This is a genomic window from Vagococcus penaei, assembly GCF_001998885.1.
In the GTDB taxonomy this organism is placed as follows: domain Bacteria; phylum Bacillota; class Bacilli; order Lactobacillales; family Vagococcaceae; genus Vagococcus; species Vagococcus penaei.
On the sequence record NZ_CP019609.1, the window covers coordinates 974,340 to 996,191 of the forward strand.

At 36.5% G+C, this 21,852-nt stretch carries 20 protein-coding genes; 3 read left to right on the plus strand and 17 right to left on the minus strand.

Annotation, left to right across the window (positions count from 1 at the left end):
- Nucleotides 1-15: 15 nt before the first annotated feature.
- From BW732_RS04575 to BW732_RS04620, 10 genes are all read right to left on the minus strand, one after another.
- Entirely contained in the window at nucleotides 16-1,005 is a 990-nt protein-coding gene (locus tag BW732_RS04575; protein ID WP_077275674.1) for a helix-turn-helix transcriptional regulator, read from the minus strand.
- Nucleotides 980-1,597, minus strand: coding sequence for a hypothetical protein (locus BW732_RS04580; RefSeq protein ID WP_179946102.1), 618 nt, complete (start codon nucleotides 1,595-1,597; stop codon nucleotides 980-982). The genes BW732_RS04575 and BW732_RS04580 overlap by 26 nt, the downstream gene beginning before the upstream one ends.
- Nucleotides 1,598-1,860: 263 nt before the next feature.
- The gene (locus tag BW732_RS04585) at nucleotides 1,861-3,099 is read right to left on the minus strand and encodes an amidohydrolase family protein (RefSeq protein ID WP_077275675.1); all 1,239 of its coding nucleotides are present in this window, start codon (nucleotides 3,097-3,099) and stop codon (nucleotides 1,861-1,863) included.
- Complete coding sequence (locus tag BW732_RS04590) at nucleotides 3,099-4,337, minus strand: amidohydrolase (RefSeq protein WP_237301600.1); 1,239 nt, start codon at nucleotides 4,335-4,337, stop codon at nucleotides 3,099-3,101. The genes BW732_RS04585 and BW732_RS04590 overlap by 1 nt, the downstream gene beginning before the upstream one ends.
- Nucleotides 4,338-4,585: 248 nt before the next feature.
- Entirely contained in the window at nucleotides 4,586-5,485 is a 900-nt protein-coding gene (gene gnd / locus BW732_RS04595; protein WP_077275677.1) for a phosphogluconate dehydrogenase (NAD(+)-dependent, decarboxylating), read from the minus strand.
- A 296-nt stretch (nucleotides 5,486-5,781) separates the two neighbouring features.
- Nucleotides 5,782-7,533: an ABC transporter ATP-binding protein gene (locus BW732_RS04600; RefSeq protein ID WP_077275678.1), complete on the minus strand. Its 1,752-nt coding sequence runs from the start codon at nucleotides 7,531-7,533 to the stop codon at nucleotides 5,782-5,784.
- Nucleotides 7,520-9,262 carry an ABC transporter ATP-binding protein gene (locus tag BW732_RS04605; protein WP_077275679.1) on the minus strand — a complete coding sequence of 581 codons (1,743 nt, stop codon included), beginning with the start codon at nucleotides 9,260-9,262 and terminating at the stop codon, nucleotides 7,520-7,522. Before BW732_RS04605 ends, BW732_RS04600 begins: the two co-directional genes overlap by 14 nt.
- Before the next feature lie 505 nt (nucleotides 9,263-9,767).
- A complete protein-coding gene (locus BW732_RS04610; protein WP_077275680.1) occupies nucleotides 9,768-10,538 on the minus strand; it encodes an ABC transporter permease in 771 nt (256 codons plus the stop codon).
- 13 nt (nucleotides 10,539-10,551) lie between these two features.
- Nucleotides 10,552-11,466: an ABC transporter ATP-binding protein gene (locus tag BW732_RS04615; protein WP_077275681.1), complete on the minus strand. Its 915-nt coding sequence runs from the start codon at nucleotides 11,464-11,466 to the stop codon at nucleotides 10,552-10,554.
- A gap of 109 nt (nucleotides 11,467-11,575) precedes the next feature.
- Complete coding sequence (locus tag BW732_RS04620; RefSeq protein ID WP_077275682.1) at nucleotides 11,576-11,860, minus strand: ArsR/SmtB family transcription factor; 285 nt, start codon at nucleotides 11,858-11,860, stop codon at nucleotides 11,576-11,578.
- A gap of 226 nt (nucleotides 11,861-12,086) precedes the next feature.
- Here BW732_RS04620 and BW732_RS04625 point away from each other — a divergent pair, with 226 nt between their 5' ends.
- On the plus strand, nucleotides 12,087-12,689 hold the full coding sequence (locus BW732_RS04625; RefSeq protein ID WP_077275683.1) for a YdhK family protein: 603 nt from the start codon (nucleotides 12,087-12,089) through the stop codon (nucleotides 12,687-12,689).
- A gap of 75 nt (nucleotides 12,690-12,764) precedes the next feature.
- Here BW732_RS04625 and BW732_RS04630 read toward each other — a convergent pair whose 3' ends face one another.
- The 7 genes from BW732_RS04630 to BW732_RS04660 all read right to left on the minus strand — a co-directional run bounded on the left by BW732_RS04630 (nucleotide 12,765) and on the right by BW732_RS04660 (nucleotide 19,789).
- Entirely contained in the window at nucleotides 12,765-13,691 is a 927-nt protein-coding gene (locus tag BW732_RS04630; RefSeq protein ID WP_077275684.1) for an NAD(P)H-dependent flavin oxidoreductase, read from the minus strand.
- 68 nt (nucleotides 13,692-13,759) lie between these two features.
- Nucleotides 13,760-14,995 (minus strand): hypothetical protein, encoded by a 1,236-nt coding sequence (locus BW732_RS04635; protein ID WP_077275685.1) that lies wholly within the window; start codon nucleotides 14,993-14,995, stop codon nucleotides 13,760-13,762.
- 534 nt (nucleotides 14,996-15,529) lie between these two features.
- Nucleotides 15,530-16,183, minus strand: a complete 654-nt coding sequence (locus BW732_RS04640) for a 3-oxoacid CoA-transferase subunit B (protein ID WP_077275686.1) — start codon at nucleotides 16,181-16,183, stop codon at nucleotides 15,530-15,532.
- Nucleotides 16,183-16,914, minus strand: a complete 732-nt coding sequence (locus BW732_RS04645) for a CoA transferase subunit A (protein WP_077275687.1) — start codon at nucleotides 16,912-16,914, stop codon at nucleotides 16,183-16,185. Before BW732_RS04645 ends, BW732_RS04640 begins: the two co-directional genes overlap by 1 nt.
- Before the next feature lie 13 nt (nucleotides 16,915-16,927).
- Nucleotides 16,928-17,710, minus strand: a complete 783-nt coding sequence (locus BW732_RS04650; RefSeq protein ID WP_077275688.1) for an enoyl-CoA hydratase-related protein — start codon at nucleotides 17,708-17,710, stop codon at nucleotides 16,928-16,930.
- A 17-nt stretch (nucleotides 17,711-17,727) separates the two neighbouring features.
- The gene (locus tag BW732_RS04655; RefSeq protein ID WP_077275689.1) at nucleotides 17,728-18,579 is read right to left on the minus strand and encodes a 3-hydroxybutyryl-CoA dehydrogenase; all 852 of its coding nucleotides are present in this window, start codon (nucleotides 18,577-18,579) and stop codon (nucleotides 17,728-17,730) included.
- 31 nt (nucleotides 18,580-18,610) lie between these two features.
- Entirely contained in the window at nucleotides 18,611-19,789 is a 1,179-nt protein-coding gene (locus BW732_RS04660) for an acetyl-CoA C-acetyltransferase (RefSeq protein WP_077275690.1), read from the minus strand.
- 292 nt (nucleotides 19,790-20,081) lie between these two features.
- On the opposite strand from BW732_RS04660, the gene BW732_RS04665 reads away from it, so the two are divergent.
- Entirely contained in the window at nucleotides 20,082-21,020 is a 939-nt protein-coding gene (locus tag BW732_RS04665) for a LysR family transcriptional regulator (RefSeq protein ID WP_077275691.1), read from the plus strand.
- 175 nt (nucleotides 21,021-21,195) lie between these two features.
- The gene (locus tag BW732_RS04670) at nucleotides 21,196-21,687 is read left to right on the plus strand and encodes a hypothetical protein (RefSeq protein ID WP_077275692.1); all 492 of its coding nucleotides are present in this window, start codon (nucleotides 21,196-21,198) and stop codon (nucleotides 21,685-21,687) included.
- Nucleotides 21,688-21,852: the final 165 nt, after the last annotated feature.

The window sequence follows — 21,852 nt, forward strand, 5'->3', positions numbered from 1 at the left end:
CCGAAAAATCCCTTCTCAATCCTCTTTCAAGTCAATGTCATAATATTTAAGTGTTCGCAACATGTTTTGAGTAATATAATCCTTTAGTTCCTGTGGGGCAATCACTTTTACCATGTCTCCTTGACCTAAAGCCCACATTTTAACACCATACCCATCATTCCCCTTAATTTTTATTCGGACACTTCCATCCTCATTGACTTGAATTATTTTTGATTCTGGAAAACGATCTAGCACATAAGCTGGATCATAATAAAAATCTAGAACAATCGTCGTTGGATTCCCTAAAAATGGTAAAACTGTCTGGTTTCTTAAAATACCTGCTTCAAATTTATCACGGTATTGCGTTTTATTATGCGATGAAATGATTTTAGGATTGACCATATTATTAATTCTAAACTTATTTAACATGCTTAAATCGACATCGTCTTGTGCAGTGTGCGAAGCCGAAAGCATAAAAAAATACAAATCCGCAAAATAAATTGCTGTCGGGATACGTTGAAACGTCACAGTTGTATTGTTTTTTGTATAGCTAAACTCAATTTTTCGCCGATTAACAATCGCATCTTGAACAAATTCAATCCGCGCCAATAATCCCTCATCAATAATTCCTTGATAATAAAATCGTTCATTTTTTATAGATTCCTGAATTTGTTTAGGATCATCTGCAAGCGTCACAAGTTTTTCAATAATTTGGTCACTTTCTTCCTTATTAAAAATTCTTACCGAACAAAGAATTTTAACAATTGCTAATAATTCTGTATCGGTTAACTCGGTTGAAACTTTTTCCTGCTCTAAATAGTATTGTCCTTTATTTTCCCGATTTAAGATTCCGAGAGAACTGGATGATAGTTCCAGATGGCTTTGTAGAGCATCTTCGATAATCGCCATATCACGTTGAATCGTACTATCTTGTTTTTGATAATCTCCCATTAACTCTGCTTTAGTTAGGCACTCACCATTTAATAAACGAAGTAAAATATCAACGATTCTGGCTTGTCCATTCATGATAATCTCTCCCTTTTTGATTTAAAAAAGTAACTTTTTTATGAATGACTGGTAAGCGACTCAGCCAAAAAACAATTAGACAAGAAATAATCTTGTCAAAAAAGCTATCAGAAACCGCACCCCAATAAGCGGCATTTAATAATTTAAGACCTGATGCTTTTAATGTCACAACTAAAACGTTTGTTAGCGTCGGCGTGATACCTCGAAATCCTCCATAAAGCCACAAACGAATTGGTCCACTCACTAACGACCCAACTAGAGCTAAGGCAATTCCAACCAGTATAGCTTTTGAATAAGTTAAGCGTGTATCGTTTCGTGTACATAAATTAGCAACAACTGCTACTGTCATATTAACTAAAGCAAATGGTAAAGCTAGCGGACCAAAAAAAATAGTCAAGACAAGATTCGTACATAACCCGGTCATCACGCCATACATCAAATTAAAGTTAATAGAAATAAAGATGGTCCCCAAAGCATCTAAAAATAAAAGTGGTACACCAGTGATGGTCACAATTGACCCCAAAACAACATTGATACAGACAGCCAATCCACATAAAATAATTAACTGACTGTTGCGTTTATTTACACCCATAAAAATAATCCCCTAAACTTTCTAACTTAAAAAAATAATAACTTAAAGATACCGTATCATGAGTAGCTTGACAAGATTATTCGCGCTATTTTCTATATTAATTTCATTATTTTGTCTAACAAACCATATATTATTGAAATTATAAACGATTATTCCGCCATTTTATTCACAATTAACGATTATTTTTTAGTAGGTACAGCTATCAGACAAATTTTAACGACATAAAACCACCTATCCACTGACAGGTGGTTATTATCTGCTTGCTAATATGATTTGATAACCGGTTTAACCCACTGACCATTTAAGATCACTGTACGTTTTTGTGGTTGACGCGCAATTAACTCTGCCGTAGAGGTACTCTCCGTCAATAATAAATTAGCTTTTTCGCCAACTTTTAACCAAGGTTCTTGATTATCTTGGTAAACCTTGCATCCACCTGTAACTAGATCAATCGTGCGGCTAATATCAACTTCCGTCATTTTACCTGTTAATTGACAAAAATTAGCTGCTTTTCCAAGTAAATCACTAGAAACATATGAACTCCAAGAATCAAAGAAACCATCACAACCTAAGAATACATTAGCATTAGCTGCGCGTAATTTATCAATTGGTGGCAGAGCTTTTTTCTGCCCTATCGGGATAGTCGACATCAAAGTGACTTGTTGCTCAAACATACGCTTAATCAACTCATTTTGTTCAGCTAGAGACACGTCGCCTAATGCAAAACCATGACTGATTGCACTCCGCCCTTGGTACTTATTTTCTTCTACCAAATCTAGCCATGTCACATAAGTATACGTGCCTAAACGACCACGATCATGTAAATGAATATCAACATCCACGTCAAAGGCTGTCGCCAAGTCCATTATCGTATCAAGTGACCGCTCGACGGCAAAATCAATCCCTCCTGGGTCCAAACCACCGACCATTGTCGCACCAGAACGTAAAGCCTCTCGCATTAATTCCGGCATCCCATCTCGCAATAAGCCATGTTGTGGAAAAGCCACAATATCAAATGTCATAACGTCTCGGTAAGACTCAATTGCAGCTAACACACCCTCTAGATTCTTCAAACCAATATATGGATCTATATTCACATGTGTCCGAATGTGACTAACGCCACGATGCATCAAAGTATCAATCATCTGACCGGCACGTTCTTTAGTAGAGGCTGCTAACAGGGGTAACTCCGTCGCTTCAGCTGCTAAACGTTCTTTCAAATTATTAACGGGCAAACTAGCACGCCACCCTAATGTCATATATGTTTTATCCAAATGATTATGCATATCTTTTAACGTCGGTGTCGCCAAAGCTCCTTGTAAATCGTGCACTTCACCAGTAAAATCTAAAGACCGTTGCTCTGCCATTAACTGAATCGATGTCACTTTTCCTTGGCTATCAATGACAATTGAAAATAAATCAGTTACAGGCTGCATCAAACCAAATTCATCACGTTCATGTGCTAATTCAAAGGCAACATTATCTAATCGTTGTTGCTTCATTACTCACCCACCTCGATTCTTTCAGTTGCTTCAAAGACTAGTTGCCCATTTAAAATCGTTTTGGTTATTGGTCTTTTACGCGCAATCGCGTGTGCTGATGTTATTGCATCAACTAAAATCATATCTGCCCGGTCACCAACTTTTGGCCAAACCCGTTCACCAGAATCATCTAATGGCATCAGGTGATTCGTGGCATAACGCCAAATACGACTTAAACGGTACTCATCACTAATACCAAAGCGTTCCGCTAACGTATTCATTTTCTCAATTGTACTCCCTGTCCCAAATGGCGACCAATGATCAATTAGACTATCGTGACCAAGTGATACTCCGACATTGTGATTAGTCAACTCGAATACTGGCATGGTTTGACGGTCAAGGCCTAAAGGAATTGTTGTAGTCACATCAATCCCAGCTTGAACCAATCCTACCATTGTTTTTATCAATGCTTCGCCAGTCAAATCTCCTAAGGCCATAGCGTGACTAATCGTCACTTGCCCTTCTTTACCCGTTTGATGCGTGTAATCCATCATCTTCCTAAATTCATAGGCACCGAGCGTGTCTCTATTATGGAGATGAACATCCACGCCTGCATCAAACTCGACAGCCAAATCAAAAATCGCCGATAAAGAGTTATCCACATGTTTATCCACAGTTGATGGGTCAACTCCCCCAACATGCGTAGCACCCATCGTCATTGCCTGTTTCATTAATGGTAAAACATTGGAACGAAGCAATCCATGTTGCGGAAAAGCCACAATATCATAGGTCAGTTGATTGTGATAGGAATCGAGAACTTCACGAGTTATTTCAATGTGTTTTGTCCCGATATACGGATCAACGTTACAATGACTTCTAATATGACGATGACCATTTTTGATATAATGTTGCACAACTGCATGTGCTCGGTCACTAGCCGTCGCTAGTTGACGCGGTAATAATTCACTTTCTTCTTCAAAGCGTGTAAAGATTCCTTTAGTCATTGGACGTGGTGCCTGCCATCTATCGCCAAAATACGTTTTATCAATATGAATATGCATCTCGCGCATAGCAGGTAGTAGCAACTGTCCACTACCTTCAACAACTGTCATCCCACTTGCTGATTGAATCTCTTTCGCAATGTGACGGATGATGCCATCTTCAATCAGTACATCAAATGTTTCCGTCTTAGTCTGGACAACCTGCTGATTGAACCGTTCGAAGACAGTTTCTAGCCGACAATTTTTCAAGAGTAACATCGCTTCACACATCCCTTCATTTTCTTTAACTAATGTGTTATAGCGATTTTATCATTAATTAGGAAGCACGTAACACATAAATGCCTAGCTAGATACTTGGTAAAAAGAAACTAACTTAAATTGAGGCTTTTAAAATAGACAAAAAACACTAAACTATTGCCAGCTAATACACCTTTGTACCAGTCTTCAATAGTTTAGTGCCTATTTTATTGTTTTTTATTATTATAGTCGTTACTAATCACAACCATCTAGCCCTTTGGAATAACATGACCGCCAAATTGATTTCTTAAAGAAGCAATCACTTTTTCACCATATTTTTCAGTATCCATTGAGGCATATCGTGTTAATAAAGATTGTGTAATGACAGGAGCTGATTGTTGCATCTCGAGCATCTCCTCAACAGTCCATTTCCCTTCACCAGAAGATGGAACTTGCCCACTGATACCTTCCATTGTTGGGTTTTCACGTAATGCGTTTTCTGTCAATTCCATTAACCAACTACGAACAACAGACCCATTATTAAAGACGCGTGCAACTTGTTCTAAATCATAATCAAAACGTGAGTGGTGGAGTAAATTAAAACCTTCACCAATAGCTTGCATCATACCATACTCAATACCGTTATGAACCATTTTTAAATAATGTCCACTACCAGCTTCACCACAGTATAAGTAACCATTTTCGACACATAAATCACTAAATAACTGCTCAATTTGTGTAAAGATTGCTTGGTCACCACCAATCATCATACAAGCACCATTTCTTGCACCACTCATCCCACCAGATGTCCCAACATCTAAGAAATGGATACCTTTTTCTTTTAAGTAATGGTAATGATGAATACTATCCGCAAATTTCGAGTTTCCACCATCAATTAAGATATCACCTGTATTTAACTGACTATGACAAGTGACCATCATGTCTTCAGTAATTTTCCCAGAAGGTAACATTGACCAATAAACTGCTGGTTTAGCTGATCCCGCTGTAAATAATTCTTCTAAAGAAGGCGTTGCTGTTGCACCTAAGTTAGTAGCTTCGAGTCTAGCTGTTTCATTAATATCAAAACAAATAACCTCATGGCCATGTGACTTTAAATTCGCAACTAAATTTAACCCCATTTTACCTAAACCAATAATCTTAATTTCCATTTTATCCCCCAATAAAGTTCATACCGTTTGTTGGTATTCTTTTTGTTGCCGCCGCTGAATAATGCGAACAGGCCTTTTCTTCCAAAAAGAATTCTAACACTATTAGATATAAAATTCAATTATATCTTATAATTAGGTTTTAATTACTTTTATCGGTCTTTTTAAGGTAATAACAACTCTTATTTTTATGGTGAATTTCTTCATAAAGAACAGGTCTAATAGAAGCTATTCAGCAATTATGACTTTTACTCAATGAGTGACTCCATTCAAATTATTCGCACAATTAATTATAAATTTTAACCTACACTTACTTTAGACTGTAATTGATACATTTCAGCATAATAACGATCTAACTGAATTAAGTCATGGTGCTTACCTTGTTCAACAATTTCACCATTTTCTAAAACTATAATTTGATCAGCATTTTGAATCGTTGATAGACGGTGAGCCACAATAAAGGTTGTTCTTCCTTCTTTTACAACCTCCATTGCATGCTGAATAATCTCCTCAGTTTGAGTATCAATATGCGATGTTGCCTCATCTAAGATTAAGATATTTGGGTCACTTGCGAGTGTTCTTGCAAATGCAATCAATTGACGTTCACCAGAAGACAACGATTGTCCTTTTTCGACAACTGGTTCATGGATACCTAATGGTAATTTTTCAAGAAGCGACTGCCCACCGACTTTGATTAATGCTTCGGTCACCATTTCATCTGTAATGCTAGGATCATTCATACTGATATTACTTGCAATAGTCCCACTAAATAAATAGGGTTCTTGCAATACAATCCCCATTTTATCGCGAATACTTTCCCGATTGCGCTCTGATAGTTCTTGCCCGTCAATCAGCACCTGACCTTGTTGTGGATCGTAAAAACGAAAGAGTAAGTTAATAATTGAACTCTTTCCTGAACCAGTGTGGCCGACAAGACCAATTGTTTCACCTTTTCTAGCTGTAAAATGAATGTCTTTTAGCACAGGCTTTTCAGGATCATAACCAAATGAAACATGATTAAAGGCAACTGTTCCTTCAATAAATTCAAGAGGGTTGTCACTATCTTTTTCGGATGGTTCATCTAGCAATTCAAAAACCCTTCTCGCACCTGACATCGCCTGTTGTAAGTTCGTCATACCGCGGACAAGATTTAAAATCGGATCAAATAAACTTGAGATATAGTTAATAATGACGTAGATGGTACCAATCGAATAACCTAATACGCCATCGACAAATTGCGTACCAAGATACGTCAGCACTGCAAACATTACTAAGTTTTTAATAAGTGTCGAAAAATCCCATGATAATATCGCATCTAGACGAATACCTTTCAAACGCATGTTTAACCAGTCTTGATTCGTCTTTTCAAATTCATCTAGCATCGCATCTTGTTGTTGGTAAAGTTGAACAATCGAGACGCCTTGTACAATTTCAGCCGTTTGGCTATTTAACTCACTCACAGTTTCACGCCATTTTTTGTTAATTGGTGTGGCTTTACGGACATATAAAATTTGCCAAACGACAAAAAATGGTAAAAGTACTAATAGTGAAAAACCAATGGTCGGACTAACAATCATTAGTGCCACATAGACAGCCATAACAGTTAATACATTGATAATCACCATATTACTAAAATTCATATAAAAATTAGTGCGGACTAACTCGACATCATTAACGATTCGAGCCGAAATTTTCCCCGCAGGTTTGTCATCGAAATAAGAAATCGGTAATGTCTGCATATGTTCATAGGCTTCATCACGTATACGTTTGCTGACACCATTGGATGCATAGGCTAATAAGACATAACTGATATACCCACACCCTGTACTAATCAATGTCATTAGCATAAAGAAACCAAATTTTTGTATCAACACGCTAAAAGCGATTGTTGATTGTGTATTTAATTGAACCGTAATGTAATCAATTAATTGTCTACCGATTAATGGAGCGTAAATTGCCGCTCCAGCTGAGACCATTGATAAAAGAATCCCACCAATATAAAATGTGGGTTCATAACGAAAATAAGAAATTAAACGCTTAAATACTTTCATCTTCGCTCACCTCCATTTGTTGTGTCATGTATTGCTCATAATACCAGCCTTTCGCTGCCATTAAATCATCCGGTGTTCCTGATTCGGTAATTTGACCGTTATCCAATACAACGACATGGTCAGCTTGTGCAACTGCAGATAATCTGTGAGTCACAATAATCGTTGTTTTGTCATTACGAATCTCTTGAATATTATCAATAATCGCACGTTCGGTTTTCGCATCGACTGCTGACAGAGAGTCGTCTAGAATCAATATTTCCGGTTGGCGCAACAAAGCACGTGCAATTGAAACCCGTTGCTTTTGTCCACCAGAAATTGAGACTCCTTTTTCACCGATTAATGTCTGTAATCCTTCGCTCATCCGCTTGATATCTTTCGTAAAATCAGCAGAATCAATGGCCGCGTCCATCTCTTGATCAGTCGCCAATCGTTTCCCAAAACGAATATTATGCCCAATGGTTTTTGAGAACAGAATATGTTCTTGTGGAACATAGCCTATCAATTGCTCGACCTGCTTAATGTCATAATCATTTAGCGATCGCCCATTTAGCAATATAGCGCCGTCTTCATTTAGTGGGTATTGACGTAATAACTGACGAATAAGCGTTGTTTTACCACTACCTGTCTTTCCGACAATCCCTAATGTATCTCCACGATTCAGCTCAAATGATACCTTCTTCAAGATAGGAGTATCAGTTGTTGGGTACTGAAATGAATAGTCATTGAAAGCTAATTGATCAATGCTTGTAACTGGTACTGTCCCATTTTTTTCCACTTGATCATCTGCCTGTAATAGTTCATTAATTTTTCTAAATGATACATCTCCTTGTTGATAGCTTAAAACAATATCTGATAGTCCCCAAACGGTACCGCTCAACATTCCCAAGTAAATTTGAAAGGCAATTAACTGCCCAATAGTCATAGTACCTTGGCTAATCAAATAACCACTATACGTCAAACCAATCGCCATACTCAGTCCAGTTAAAAACTTCGCCATTTCGACAACCGTACCGTTATAACGAACCAAACGATTCGTTTTTTTCAAGACATCATCGGTTTTTGTTTCAAAACGTGTTTGTTCCAAAGTTTTTTTACCATAAGCTCTGATAACCCGTACACCGTCAACGACTTCTAAAACTTCGTTACTCAATTTTGCAACCATGTCACGATTTTCTTCATAAAGGACATCGATTTTACTCCACAAAAGAAATACTAAATAACCAAAGATAACTAAAGGAACGATACTGACCAATGATGCTTGCCATGACGTAGTGATTATCATAATCGCTAGAATACTAATCGCCCAAGTGACATTTGAAATAATCAACATAAATCCATAGCCAATGGTTGCCCCAAGATAATCAACATCACTAGTCATTCGAGTCATTAAATCACCCGAACGAAATCGCTCATAAAATGGTGTCCGTAAATTGACTAATTTTTTGTACAATTTATAGCGCAACTCAGTTTGATAACGATAAGACTGACCAAATAATAGAATTAACCAAGTCACATCCACAATATATGTCACTAAAATACTAACTAAAAAAATCAATAAATACTGCCATAACGTCTGACTAACTAACGTGTCATAAACAATCCCATCCACAAATTTTTGAATCAAATAATTGGGGATCAACGTTAACATTGACGACAAAACAGCAAAAATAGTTGCCGTCAAATACACGACAGGATGTTTTTTTATATATAACCAAAAACTTTTTAACATAATTAAAATTCCCTACTTTCTCTTTAACAAGCACATTTCGCTTGGTTGTTTCGTAAAAAAGCGCACAAAAAAGCCCATAAACTACTGAACCTCACAGCTCCGCAATTTATAGGCTTGTTATCTTTTAAAAATTAACATACGGGTATCTTGGCGTACATGGGTACAAAAAGAAACCATCGTTAGTGATTAAATATCAACGATACCTTGAAAGGAGTGAGATGATTCAGTTAATGAAAATAAAATATTGCCTAAAATAATTTGAGTTGTTCTTTGCATAATGTTTAACATCTGTCATGCTCCTTTCTTAAGTCCTTGATTTTCTACTTTTTTACTTAACACTTATAATTTACTACATTTAAATAACAATGTAAATAGTTTTATTAAAAAAAAATTAAATTCCTTTTGTTTTAATTAACAAAACGCTAATTTATCAAGTTTTTCACTTGACAATTATTTATTTTTTTATTTATTCAGACTTACTTTGCTTCACTGTAACGACATTCGATTAGCTTCTTAATCCTTTACCCGTTTCAATTAAGTACCAACAGATACTGTAAAGAACCACGATAAATAAAACGAGAATTGCGATAGATACCATAATCGGCACATCGGGCATACCTAAGAACCCGTAGCGGAATCCAGAAATCATATACACAATTGGATTGACTTTTGAAACAGCTTGCCAAAATGGCGGCAACATCGAAATAGCGTAAAATACTCCACCTAGATAAGTCAATGGTTGTAAGACAAATGTCGGTACAATCGAGACGTCATCATAAGACTGAGCAAAAATTCCATTTATTAAACCAGCTAGTGAAAATAATATAGCCGTCATCAGTAATGTCATGACGACGATACCCCATGAATAGACATGTAGTGGCACGAAAAATAATGAAATAATCGTCACCAAAGTTCCAACTAATAGACTCCGTCCTAATCCACCAATGACAAATCCCCAGATAATGACATGTGTTGGTACGGGTGCAACAAGTAATTCTTCAATGTTTTTTTGAAACTTTTGCGAGAAAAATGATGAGGATACGTTAGAGTAAGAGCTCGTGATAGCAGACATCATAATAAGACCAGGCACGATAAATTCCATATAAGAAAAACCACCCATGTCTCCAATACGACTCCCTATCATTTTTCCGAAAATCACAAAATATAATGATGTTGTGATAACTGGTGGGACCAAAGTTTGTACCCAGATTCTTAAATAGCGATGTGTCTCCTTCACCGCTAAACTTTTTAATGCAGTAAAATAAAGATTAAACATAATTCTCCTCCACTTATTGATTGTCTTCTGTTATTTTTAAAAATAATTCTTCTAGTCGATTAGACTTATTCCGCATCGACAATACTTTCACTCCCTGTTCACTCAACTGAGTAAATAAGGCATTCACACCTTGATTACGCTCGACTTCGACCGCTAATGTGAGGTCATCTTCAAAAATATGCGTATAACCTTCAATCGTTGGCTTTTCGCCAATTATTTCTAAATCAAAAATAAATGTTTCATATTGTAATTTAGATAGTAAGGTTTTCATACTCGTATCTTCAATTAGCTCACCCGATTGGATAATCCCAATATTACGACATAACATCTCTGCTTCTTCTAGATAATGTGTGGTTAAAATAATCGTTGTACCTTCGTTATTTAATTCACGCAAAAAATCCCACATTTCACGGCGCAATTCAATATCAACACCAGCTGTTGGCTCGTCTAAAATTAACAATCGTGGCTCATGCATCAAGGCTCTCGCAATCATTAATCGTCGTTTCATACCTCCAGACAACATCCGTGCTCGCACGTGACGTTTTTCCCAGAGATTGGATTGTTTTAAATACTTTTCACTACGCTTAATAGCTTCTTGACGTGACACCCCATAATACCCTGCCTGATTCACCACAATTTGTTGCACTGTTTCAAATGGATTAAAATTAAATTCCTGGGGAACTAAGCCTATTTGTTGTTTGGCTTGAACTAACTCATGGTCTAGGTCATAACCAAATACTTTGACCGTCCCAGATGTTTTATTAACTAGAGAGGTAATAATACCAATCGTCGTTGATTTTCCGGCACCATTTGGTCCTAAAAGTGCGTAAAAATCACCTTCCTTAACCGTTAAATCAATGCCTCGTAAAGCTTCAACGCCCGTAGCGTATACTTTTTTTAGCCCCTTTATCTCTAATGCATTTGTCATTGACTACTAATCTCCTTTATTCGTTTGATTAAATTCTTACTCTAGATGTATCAGTTTTAATCGCTAATTTGAACCACTTTACACTCTCTTTTTTAGTAAACGACAAGAGTCATTCATTATCTTTACCAGTCAAAAGTTGATGCATACTACGTAAACAATCAGCTACAAAATCTGCTCGTAACTGGTAATGATGCCACTGACCTTTTTTATCTACCATAATAATTCCTGCTCGTTCTAACACTTTCATATGATGCGATAGCGTCGGCTGTGTAAAATTAAAATGAGCTAACACGTCGCACGCGCACAAACTACCATTTGATAATAAATCAATAATTTTCATACGGTTTGGATCAGCCATCGCTTTCAAACCAATCGACATCTTATCGTAATCCACTAATTACTCCTCCTTACATTGATAATCATCTATATATAATATAGATAGTTATCAATATTTAGTCAAGCTTAGCTACTTTTAAAATTAATTAACATTTAGTTAATATTTAGTCTTTTTATTCGATTGAATTGACTGTTTAAGCTATAAATAGTACGTTATACGTATAGTGATAGGTATGTTAAAAAACTATTTGCCTGTTACATAATTAAAATGGAGGTAATAGATTATGAAAAAAAGTATTGCACTAATGAGTCTCAGCTTAGGTACATTATTAACATTAAGTGCTTGCGGTTCACAGTCTAATTCGTCCAATAGTATGAACGAATCCAGTCAATCAACAAATATATCAAGTGAAACAGTAGCAACAAGTAGCAGTCAAATGTCTGATATGGCAGGTATGAATCACGAAGCTACGATTCCAGAGAATATGGTAGTGGCAGAAAACCCTAAATTTCCCGTCGGTAGTTCAGTCATCATAACAGCGGACCACATGAGTGGCATGAAAGGGGCAGATGCTAAAGTCGTGGGTGCTTATGATACGACACTTTATAAAGTCAGCTATGAACCAACAACTGGTGGTAAAGAAGTTAAAAACCATAAATGGGTCGCCCAAGAAGACTTAGCCGATACAAATGACATAGTCCAAAAAGGTGATCAAGTCACACTTAAAGCTACGCATATGGATGGTATGAAAGGTGCCAAAGCAACAATTGATGATATTGTTACTGGTGTTGCTTATGCTGTTGATTACACGCCAACAACTGGTGGTGATAGCGTTAAGAATCATATGTGGTTAACTGAAGATGAACTAACTGAAAAAACAAACTAATCACTCACAAAATCATTACAAAAAAAAGCGACTGACTTAATTGTCTGTCGCTTTTTTTGCATACACTTGTATTTTTTACAAAACGTCTAACGTCATTTCTTGAATTTCTTTGATAATATCGTCTTGGATTTCTTGTACGCTACGGATACGTTCAATATTCCCCATAACTTGACCTGCCATTAATGAGCCATTTTCAACATCGCCCTCTTTAACAGCTTTCCATAAAGAACCAATCGTTAATTTTTCTAATTCATCACGCTCAACATGACCTTCTTCTAGCTTTAAATACGTATCCGTCATTTGATTACGAATCGTTCGAACAGGAGCACCGAATTTACGGCCAGTCACAACCGTTGATGTTTCAATTGATTCAACGACTTTATCTTTATAGGCTTGAGAAATCGGACATTCTTCTGATGCTAAGTAGACTGTCCCCATTTGAACACCTTTTGCCCCTAAAGCGAATGCTGCCATCACGCCACGGCCGTCTGAAATACCCCCAGCAGCAATTACCGGAATATTAACAGCTTTAGTCACAGCTGCCACTAAAGGAAACGTTGAGACCTCACCAATATGACCGCCAGCTTCCATACCTTCAGCAATCACTGCATCCACACCTAGTTCTTCCATCTTTTTCGCTAATTTTACATTAGGAACAACTGGCATCACAATCACGCCAGCTTCTTTCAATTTTGGCATGAAACGTTTTGGCGTTCCGGCACCGGTCGTTACGATTTTTACACCGGTTTCAATAACAACATCAACTAACTCATCACAGCGTTCCATCATCAACATTAAGTTAACACCAAATGGTTTATCTGTCATCTCACGAACTAATCGGATTTCTTCACGTAACTGTTCTGGTGACATCCCACCAGAAGCAATCACACCTAAACCACCTGCTTCTGATACTGCACCAACTAATTGGTGCATGGCAATTTTAGCCATCGCTCCTTGAATAATTGGGTATTCCGTACCTAGTAACTCAGTAATGTTTTTCATTCCATATCCTTCTTTCTGATAATATAGCGAAATAGAAAGATTACACGTAATCTTTCTACTCAAACTATTTAATCATTTGATACTTTCTCACTTTTTGCCATTGGCCATTTATCAAAGAATGTATTCATAAATAACATTGGCATCATGTAAACAAATTGTCCACCCATTAATCCTAACATAGGATGACCTAAACCTAAATCATTTGCACCAAATGGCCAAATATGAACCATCTTAATCCACAGAATTCCTAAAACAGATCCCACAACTAAAACAACTGCAAATTGTGATAACACACGTCCTAATGTAGATGGCATAATCTCTTTATTTGGATAATCATCAAAATGATGGTGCCATGTTAACATGACGTTAATAATCGTTAATGTGAATGATGCGACTGCCAAATCAGGCGCAATTCCTGTCGATTCTGCTAATGGTGTTAATAGATTTCTTAAAATTGGCAAGAAGATAAATGCACCAGCTAAAGCAATCGCTAAACCAACAAAACCAGACCATGGTTGTTTTGCCGTAATCAGTTTTTGTGGATACATCTCGCCACCTTCTGCTGGAATTAAGAAGAAGAAGATAAATAATTGACACCAAGCTAATGCTGTTGGCCACCCACCAAACGGTGCTGATGTAATCGCTGCGCCACCCATTTCAAGTGACATAAAACTTGGCATAATGAAAGCTACCCAGTTAAACATAGCTAAAAACAAACCTAAACATAATGTGCCAAAAGCCACAGAGAATGAATCCTTGCTGTATTTACTAAATGGATACTTGCCAAACAAACTAACAATTGGAATTTGAGCTAAAATTACCGATAAGGCAAAGAAGTTAATCGCTGCCCAGCCTTTAATTGCTAATAGTGCTTGTGCTTCGTTTGCAGGTCTAAACAATGTTTGCCAGTTAAACGGCTCCCACCAAATGCCCATTAACGTTACAAATAAACTAAATCCAATAAGCCCAATTAAAAATGCCATTAACGTGTAACGAATTCCTGCTTGAGGCTGTTTCGTTGTCTTAGCATATTTGCCAAAGTTACCTAAATTTAAGGTTAACCATACCCATGTTGAGATCACCATCCAGAAAAAAGTTCCTTCAACTGATTCCTTTAAAAAATGTCCTTGAATCTCTGGACTTAAACTGGTAATACTGCTACCACCAATTGCTAAAATGATGAACTTCCAAAAATTTGACCAAATAATCCAACCTACTGATGCAATCACAACAAGTAAAATAAACGAAATAATACCACTCAATAGAGGATTACTAATTCTCTTTTTTGTCACATAATTATTCATAGCCTTCTCCCTTTTCAGTTATATGATAAATGTGGTAACCCACCTGGCTTATCATAAATTTATATTAATTTTTTACTATCCCAACTAACCATTAGTCAAATTTTCTATTGAAAAATCGATAATGTATCATCCTACTACTACAACTTATATTACTTACAAATGTGTCACTAATAATTCACAAAAGAAGTTGTAATTTGTCGACAATTACATGCCTCTTTTTTGCGTAAATCAAAATACTTGGTTGCGCAAACCTCACTTATCAATCTACGTTATTTTGTAAATGCTTACAATATAATAAAAGTAATACATGCTTTAAGTAAAACTAATAGCCTCTAATTCCTTGAATTTTCAAGCCTAAAAAGCCTTATATAATTGAGTTCTTGTAGTCATGACATAATTGTATAGATAAAAAATAAGGGAATTAGATAAACAAACTAGTTTAAATTGATTGATTAAAACTGATGAAAAAGTAATCTCTCTGTTTAATCACTTAATCAAATGGGAGGTGTACCTCCCATTAAAATACGACCTAAATTACAACGTCATCTCTTTGACATCATCTGATACAATCACAGTAGCTTCTGTTTTTTCAAGAACTTCATCAACAGTCACACCAGGAGCAGTTTCCGTTAATAACAGACCCCCCTCAACCACTTCAAAAACAGCTAAATTCGTAATAATTAAATCAACGACACCAGCAGCTGATAAAGGCAGTGTACACTGTTTTAAAATTTTAGAATTACCTTTCTTATCAGTATGCTGTAATGATGCGACTACTTTATTAGCACCTACTAGTAAATCCATTGCACCACCCATACCAGGTGTCAACACACCAGGAATTAGCCAGTTTGCAATGTCGCCATTTTCTGCCACTTCCAAAGCACCTAAAACAGTCATATCGACATGTCCACCACGAATAATAGCGAATGATGTCAACATATCAAACGTTGATGCACCAGGTAATAAGGTAATTGGGGCACCACCTGAATTACCTAAATCCGGATCAGAGTCTTCCGCTGTTGGTGTTGGACCAAAGCTTAATGCCCCATTTTCAGCTTGCAGAAAAACATTAACGCCTTCAGGAATATAGTTGGCAGCAGCATTGGGAATCCCAAATCCCAAATTGATAACTGAATTATTAGTAAATTCTTGTGCAATACGACGTGAAATAATTTCTTTCGGGCTCATTATTCTACCTCCACTTTTAATTGATTTGTACTAGACCATAACTCATTAAAGTATTCTTTCGCTTCTACTAATGTGTCCCCTTGAACAATATAATCAACTAACGGACCTGGAACTTCCACATCATCAGGTGCAATGTCGCCCACTTCAACAATCTCGTTCACTTCTGCAATGACTGTTTTTCCCGCTAAAGCCATTTGTAAGACAGCTGATTTAGACGTGCCACGTGACTGGATATTGCCTTCTTTATCCGCTCTAAACCCTCTAATTAGTGCATAATCCGCTTTTAAAGGTCGGTAAACTAAATACTTTTTGCCATCAATTTCCATCACGTCGTGGTCTTCTTCTTGTTGTGTTCCAACGCCCACAGGTGTAACAACAGCACCCAAGCCAGCTCCACCGGCATGGATTCTTTCTGCCAGCGTACCCATTGGACAAAATTCAATCTCCACTTCATTATTTAAATATTGACGACTTAATTCACGTGATGTCCCTACGTGAGCTCCAATATATTTTTTGACTTGTTTGTTAATAAAAAGTGACTCAATATCGTGAATTTTACCGGGATATGACGCCACAGACATGATTAACGTTAAATCGTTAATCTCTTTATGCTCTGCTAACTTATCGATTAAGCGAATTGGTGATCCAACACCTAAAAAGCCTGAAATCATGATACTTGAATCGGGTTTGATTAAATCAATGGCCTCATCAACCGTTTTAGTTTTATTCATCTTCATCAGTCTCCTATCTGCTTTCAAATTTTGCTTTTCTTTTTTCAATAAATGCGTACATACCTTCTTTTTGATCTTCAGTTGAAAATAGCGACCCAAAAGACTCAGCTTCATAATCTAGAGCATAGTTAATATCTAAATTAATACCATCATTCATCACTTTTTTACCAAATTGCACAGCAAGTGGAGCTTGTTTAGCGATTAATTTTGCAAATATCAGTGTTGTCTCCATTAATTGTTCAGGTTCAACGACTTGATTTACTAAACCAATTTTTTCAGCTTCATCAGCTTTGATGATTTTACCTGAGAAAATCAATTCTTTAGCTTTAGGCATACCTACCGTACGCGATAACCGTTGCGTTCCACCAAAACCTGGTATAATCCCTAAACCAACTTCCGGTTGACCAAATTTGGCTGTCGTTGAAGCAAACCGAATATCAGCTGATAACGCTAATTCACAACCACCACCAAGAGCAAAACCATTCACTGCTGCTAAAACTGGTACTTTAAAGTTTTCGATTTTTGAAAAGACACGATTACCTTTTTGAGAAAATGCTCGAGCATCAAGAGTGCCCATATCTGACATTTCAGTAATATCTGCCCCAGCAACAAATGCCTTGTCACCACTTCCAGTAATAATTAATGCTTTGATATCGTCCTCTTCAATTTTATCTAACACTGTATCTAGCGTTTCTAATACTTCGGTATTTAACGCATTCAATGCTTTCGGACGATTGATTGTCAAAATTCCAATTTCTTCTTCTTTTTTGTAATCGACACATGATAATGTTCCCATAGTTGACCGCTCCTTTTTTATTTGTAGTCAAAGAATCCTTTACCTGTTTTACGCCCTAACCATCCAGCTTCAACGTATTTTTGGATAATTGGTGATACACGATATTTTGGATCTTTGAAGCCGTCATATAGAACATTCATAATTGCTAGAACAACATCCAAACCAATTAAATCAGCCAAAGCAAGTGGACCAATTGGATGATTTGCCCCTAATTTCATTGCAGCGTCAATTTCTTCAGCTGTCGCAACTGACTCAGATAAAACAAATGATGCTTCGTTAATCATTGGAATTAAAATACGGTTAACCACAAAACCATAAGAATCTTTGACTTCGACACCAGTTTTACCAATTGTGTCAACCGCTTCTTTAATGACCTGTTGCGTCTCTTCTGATGTTGTTAAACCAGAAATCACTTCAACTAATTTCATAATTGGGGCTGGATTAAAGAAGTGCATCCCAATCACTTTGTCTGGTCGATTTGTCGCTAATGCAATTTCAGTTACCGATAATGATGACGTATTCGTTGCTAAAATCGTATGTGGTGCTGCTAACTCATCTAGTTGCTTGAAGATCCCTAGTTTGATGTCTTTACGCTCAGTTGCAGCTTCTACTACTAAATCAGCCTCTTTAACCGGAGCGTAAGTGGCACATGGTTCAATATTGGCCATCATTTGCATTTTTCCTTCTTCTGTTAGGCGACCTTTTTCAACTAACTTCGCTAATTGCTTGTCAATACGGCCCACATTTTGTGTCACAATTTCTTCAGAAATATCATTTAAATAAACTTTCATCCCTGCCTTAGCAAATACTTGGGCAATCCCGCTCCCCATTTGACCAGAACCAACTACCATGACTGTTTTAATTGACATATTCGACACTCCATTTCTTTTTATCACATTTTTATTGTTCAACAATTAATGACACACCTTGACCGCCACCGATACATAAGGTTGCTAGTCCGGTTTTAGCCTCACGTTTTTTCATTTCGTGTAATAAAGTAACTAATACACGTGCCCCACTAGCACCAATCGGATGACCAAGTGCAATCGCTCCACCGTTAACATTGACAATCTCCGTATTTAAACCTAACTCTTTAATAACGCTTAAACCTTGTGCCGCAAAAGCCTCATTAGCTTCGACTAACTCTAAATCATCAACGGTCATATTAGCTTTCTCTAAAGCTTTTTTAGTCGATGGAATCGGACCTGTTCCCATAATTCGAGGATCAACTCCAGCAGTGGCATAAGACTTGATTGTTGCTAAAGGTGTTAAGCCTAATGATTTGGCTTTTTCCTTACTCATCACAACAATAATAGCTGCACCATCATTAATTCCTGATGCATTCGCTGCTGTAACACTGCCATCTTTTTTAAAGGCTGGACGTAACTTACTTAGTCCTTCTTTTGTTGTCCCAAAACGTGGAAACTCATCCGTTGTAACGACTACATCTTCACCTTTGCGTTGTGGTAATGAAATCGGCACAATCTCTTCTGCAAAACGATTTTCTTTAATCGCCTTTTCAGCTTTTTGCTGACTTGCAGCGGCTAACGCATCTTGTTCCTCACGAGTGAAGCCATATTTTTCTGCAATATTTTCCGCTGTAATGCCCATGTGAATGCCCTCAAAGGCATCGGATAGACCATCTTTAATCATCGTATCAATAACTTTTCCATCTCCCATACGTTGACCAAAGCGATAATGATCTAAGACATATGCAGCCTGACTCATATTTTCAGTCCCACCAGCAATCACAATTTCATTATCCCCACTAATAATCGATTGTGCTGCTAACATGACACTTCGTAGGCCTGAACCACAGACTTGATTAATTGTCAGTGCTGGAACTTCTTTTGGTAAGCCTGATTTAATAGCAATTTGACGCGCCACATTTTGACCTTTCCCAGCATTTAATACGTTACCTAAAATAACTTCATCCACTTGTTCTGGTTCTAGTTTTAAATTATCAAGCGACTGATGGATGACATCGACCGCTAAATCAATTGCTGAATAATCTTTAAACATCCCTCCGTACGAACCAATCGGTGTTCTTAAAGCTGATACTATTACAACTTCTGTCATTTGTTTTCGTCACCTTCCACTTTGAGTTGTGTCATTAAAATTTGTTTGCGCAAACCTCACTTATTACTTTAGTTTGTTTTGTAAGGGCTTACAATTAACTATCAGTTATCAACTTGTTAATTAAAACTAATACCTTAGATTTCATCTAGGTTCTATCACTTAATTTGTGAATAATATGTTCTACAATACGTATCTTTTATATAAAATAACTATCGTTTTAATGATAAGCGTTTTTTTATAAGCACTTAACGGTATAATAAAATAAAATAGACTTTTATAAGGAGCGATCTATATGGATATTTTTCAATTAGACTATTTTATCAAAGTCGTTGAATCTGGTGGTAGTTTAACCTTGGCTGCCAAAAAAATAAACATCTCTCAATCAGCACTCAGCCAGTTAATCTCTAATTTCGAAAAGGAAGAAGGCGTTGAACTTTTTTATCGTGAAAAAGGCCGTTTAACAGAATTAACAGACTGTGGACAAGATTTTTATGCCTATGCTTTGAAAATTACACAGTTGTATAACGACATGTACGAAATGGTCCGACGAGCCTCTTTAAAAAAGAAAGGTCAGCTAAGAATTGGGATTCCATCCCTAATTTTACGTCTATACTTCACGAGTTTTTTCACAAAATTTATTGTAAAAAACAATGAGGTGAAAATTGAAATTGTTGAGGGTGGCTCTAAACAACTAACCTCCTTACTCTTGAAAGGTGAACTCGATTTAGCCGTTTTAATTGAACCGACTTTTCTCAATCAAGATAAATTTGAAACCTTTCCATTAATGAGTGACCATATTGGGGCCTTTCTAAATGCATCACATCCCCTTACTCGCTTAAAACAACTTGAGTGGAAAGATATTGAGCAATATCCTGTTGCCTCATTTAATCAAAACTTTCTAAGTTATGATTTAATTCAACAAGCCATGAAAGCAGAAAAAGTTCAATTAGAAATGAAATTCACATCCTCATCTTGGGATTTTTTAATGCAAGTAACCAAAGAATCTTCAGCCATTGCATTACTTCCAACTCCTTTACATTATTATATTGATGATGACAGTACGATGATTCCATTTAAAAAGCCAATTCCATTTAAAACATCACTCTGTCGGCCGATAAAAGAGGACTATTCTAGTTTAGAAAGATATGTCAAAGGATCGATTTTAACGTGTTTTGCTAATCGACGAGCAACTCTTTCAACTTCAGACGAATCTGAACTATTAGGTATTTAAATCAAATTGACAATCAATAAAAATGCCCATTGGCTTATATACAAGCCAATGGGTATTTTTTAAAATACAATAATTATAAAAAAAGATTATATGTTCTTTTATAAGTTATTTATAGTGCTTAATTTGACTAAATGTTCATGTTTAGTTATAATACCTTTGAGAGGAGAGGAACATTATGTCGAGGTATTTAAAACAATTTTTTTTGAGTGTTGCTCTAATATTTAGTCTGTCGTCTTTGGTAACTATTTTTGTAAGCGCTGAACCTTTTGATGGTAACTGTATCTATCGAGAAACATTGGCGGAAGCAACGGATACAAAAATCTCAAGAGAAAATTGTCCAATTTGTCATTTACCTGAAGCACAACGTTTTTCACATTTTAATTCCTGTCAACTAGTTAACGGAACAAATACGCATCAACCTGCTAGAAAATATCAGCGATTTAACCGTCCAATCCAACGTGATTCTTCAATGGATACACAAAAAAAGGACAACAAACAGAAAATAAACCAACTGATTGTCCACTTCAAGACACTAACTCTGAACCCAATAGCAGACCACAAATGTCAGAATCTAACACATGTCAAAACAGGCAAAAAAATTGTCGTTATGACGGTACAAGACCAAGGCAACAACATGGCAAACAGCAGTGGCGAAGATAATATATAAAAAAAGAACTTATAATTTAAAGGATTGATGAATCAATTTTCGATTCATCAATCCTTTTTTAATTATTTACACACAGACTATGTCTTAATTTAATTATCCACAAAGGTCAAAGCTAAAAAGAGCAACAAGTTATGACTAAACATATAAAAAAGTATTATGAATTAA

Coding starts and splice junctions, on each gene's coding strand:
- BW732_RS04575 (WP_077275674.1), bottom strand. CDS start 1,005: ATGAATGGACAAGCCAGAATCGTTGATATTTTACTTCGTTTATTAAAT.
- BW732_RS04580 (WP_179946102.1), bottom strand. CDS start 1,597: ATGGGTGTAAATAAACGCAACAGTCAGTTAATTATTTTATGTGGATTG.
- BW732_RS04585 (WP_077275675.1), bottom strand. CDS start 3,099: ATGAAGCAACAACGATTAGATAATGTTGCCTTTGAATTAGCACATGAA.
- BW732_RS04590 (WP_237301600.1), bottom strand. CDS start 4,337: ATGTTACTCTTGAAAAATTGTCGGCTAGAAACTGTCTTCGAACGGTTC.
- gnd (WP_077275677.1), bottom strand. CDS start 5,485: ATGGAAATTAAGATTATTGGTTTAGGTAAAATGGGGTTAAATTTAGTT.
- BW732_RS04600 (WP_077275678.1), bottom strand. CDS start 7,533: ATGAAAGTATTTAAGCGTTTAATTTCTTATTTTCGTTATGAACCCACA.
- BW732_RS04605 (WP_077275679.1), bottom strand. CDS start 9,262: ATGTTAAAAAGTTTTTGGTTATATATAAAAAAACATCCTGTCGTGTAT.
- BW732_RS04610 (WP_077275680.1), bottom strand. CDS start 10,538: ATGTTTAATCTTTATTTTACTGCATTAAAAAGTTTAGCGGTGAAGGAG.
- BW732_RS04615 (WP_077275681.1), bottom strand. CDS start 11,466: ATGACAAATGCATTAGAGATAAAGGGGCTAAAAAAAGTATACGCTACG.
- BW732_RS04625 (WP_077275683.1), top strand. CDS start 12,087: ATGAAAAAAAGTATTGCACTAATGAGTCTCAGCTTAGGTACATTATTA.
- BW732_RS04630 (WP_077275684.1), bottom strand. CDS start 13,691: ATGAAAAACATTACTGAGTTACTAGGTACGGAATACCCAATTATTCAA.
- BW732_RS04635 (WP_077275685.1), bottom strand. CDS start 14,995: ATGAATAATTATGTGACAAAAAAGAGAATTAGTAATCCTCTATTGAGT.
- BW732_RS04640 (WP_077275686.1), bottom strand. CDS start 16,183: ATGAGCCCGAAAGAAATTATTTCACGTCGTATTGCACAAGAATTTACT.
- BW732_RS04645 (WP_077275687.1), bottom strand. CDS start 16,914: ATGAATAAAACTAAAACGGTTGATGAGGCCATTGATTTAATCAAACCC.
- BW732_RS04650 (WP_077275688.1), bottom strand. CDS start 17,710: ATGGGAACATTATCATGTGTCGATTACAAAAAAGAAGAAGAAATTGGA.
- BW732_RS04655 (WP_077275689.1), bottom strand. CDS start 18,579: ATGTCAATTAAAACAGTCATGGTAGTTGGTTCTGGTCAAATGGGGAGC.
- BW732_RS04660 (WP_077275690.1), bottom strand. CDS start 19,789: ATGACAGAAGTTGTAATAGTATCAGCTTTAAGAACACCGATTGGTTCG.
- BW732_RS04665 (WP_077275691.1), top strand. CDS start 20,082: ATGGATATTTTTCAATTAGACTATTTTATCAAAGTCGTTGAATCTGGT.
- BW732_RS04670 (WP_077275692.1), top strand. CDS start 21,196: ATGTCGAGGTATTTAAAACAATTTTTTTTGAGTGTTGCTCTAATATTT.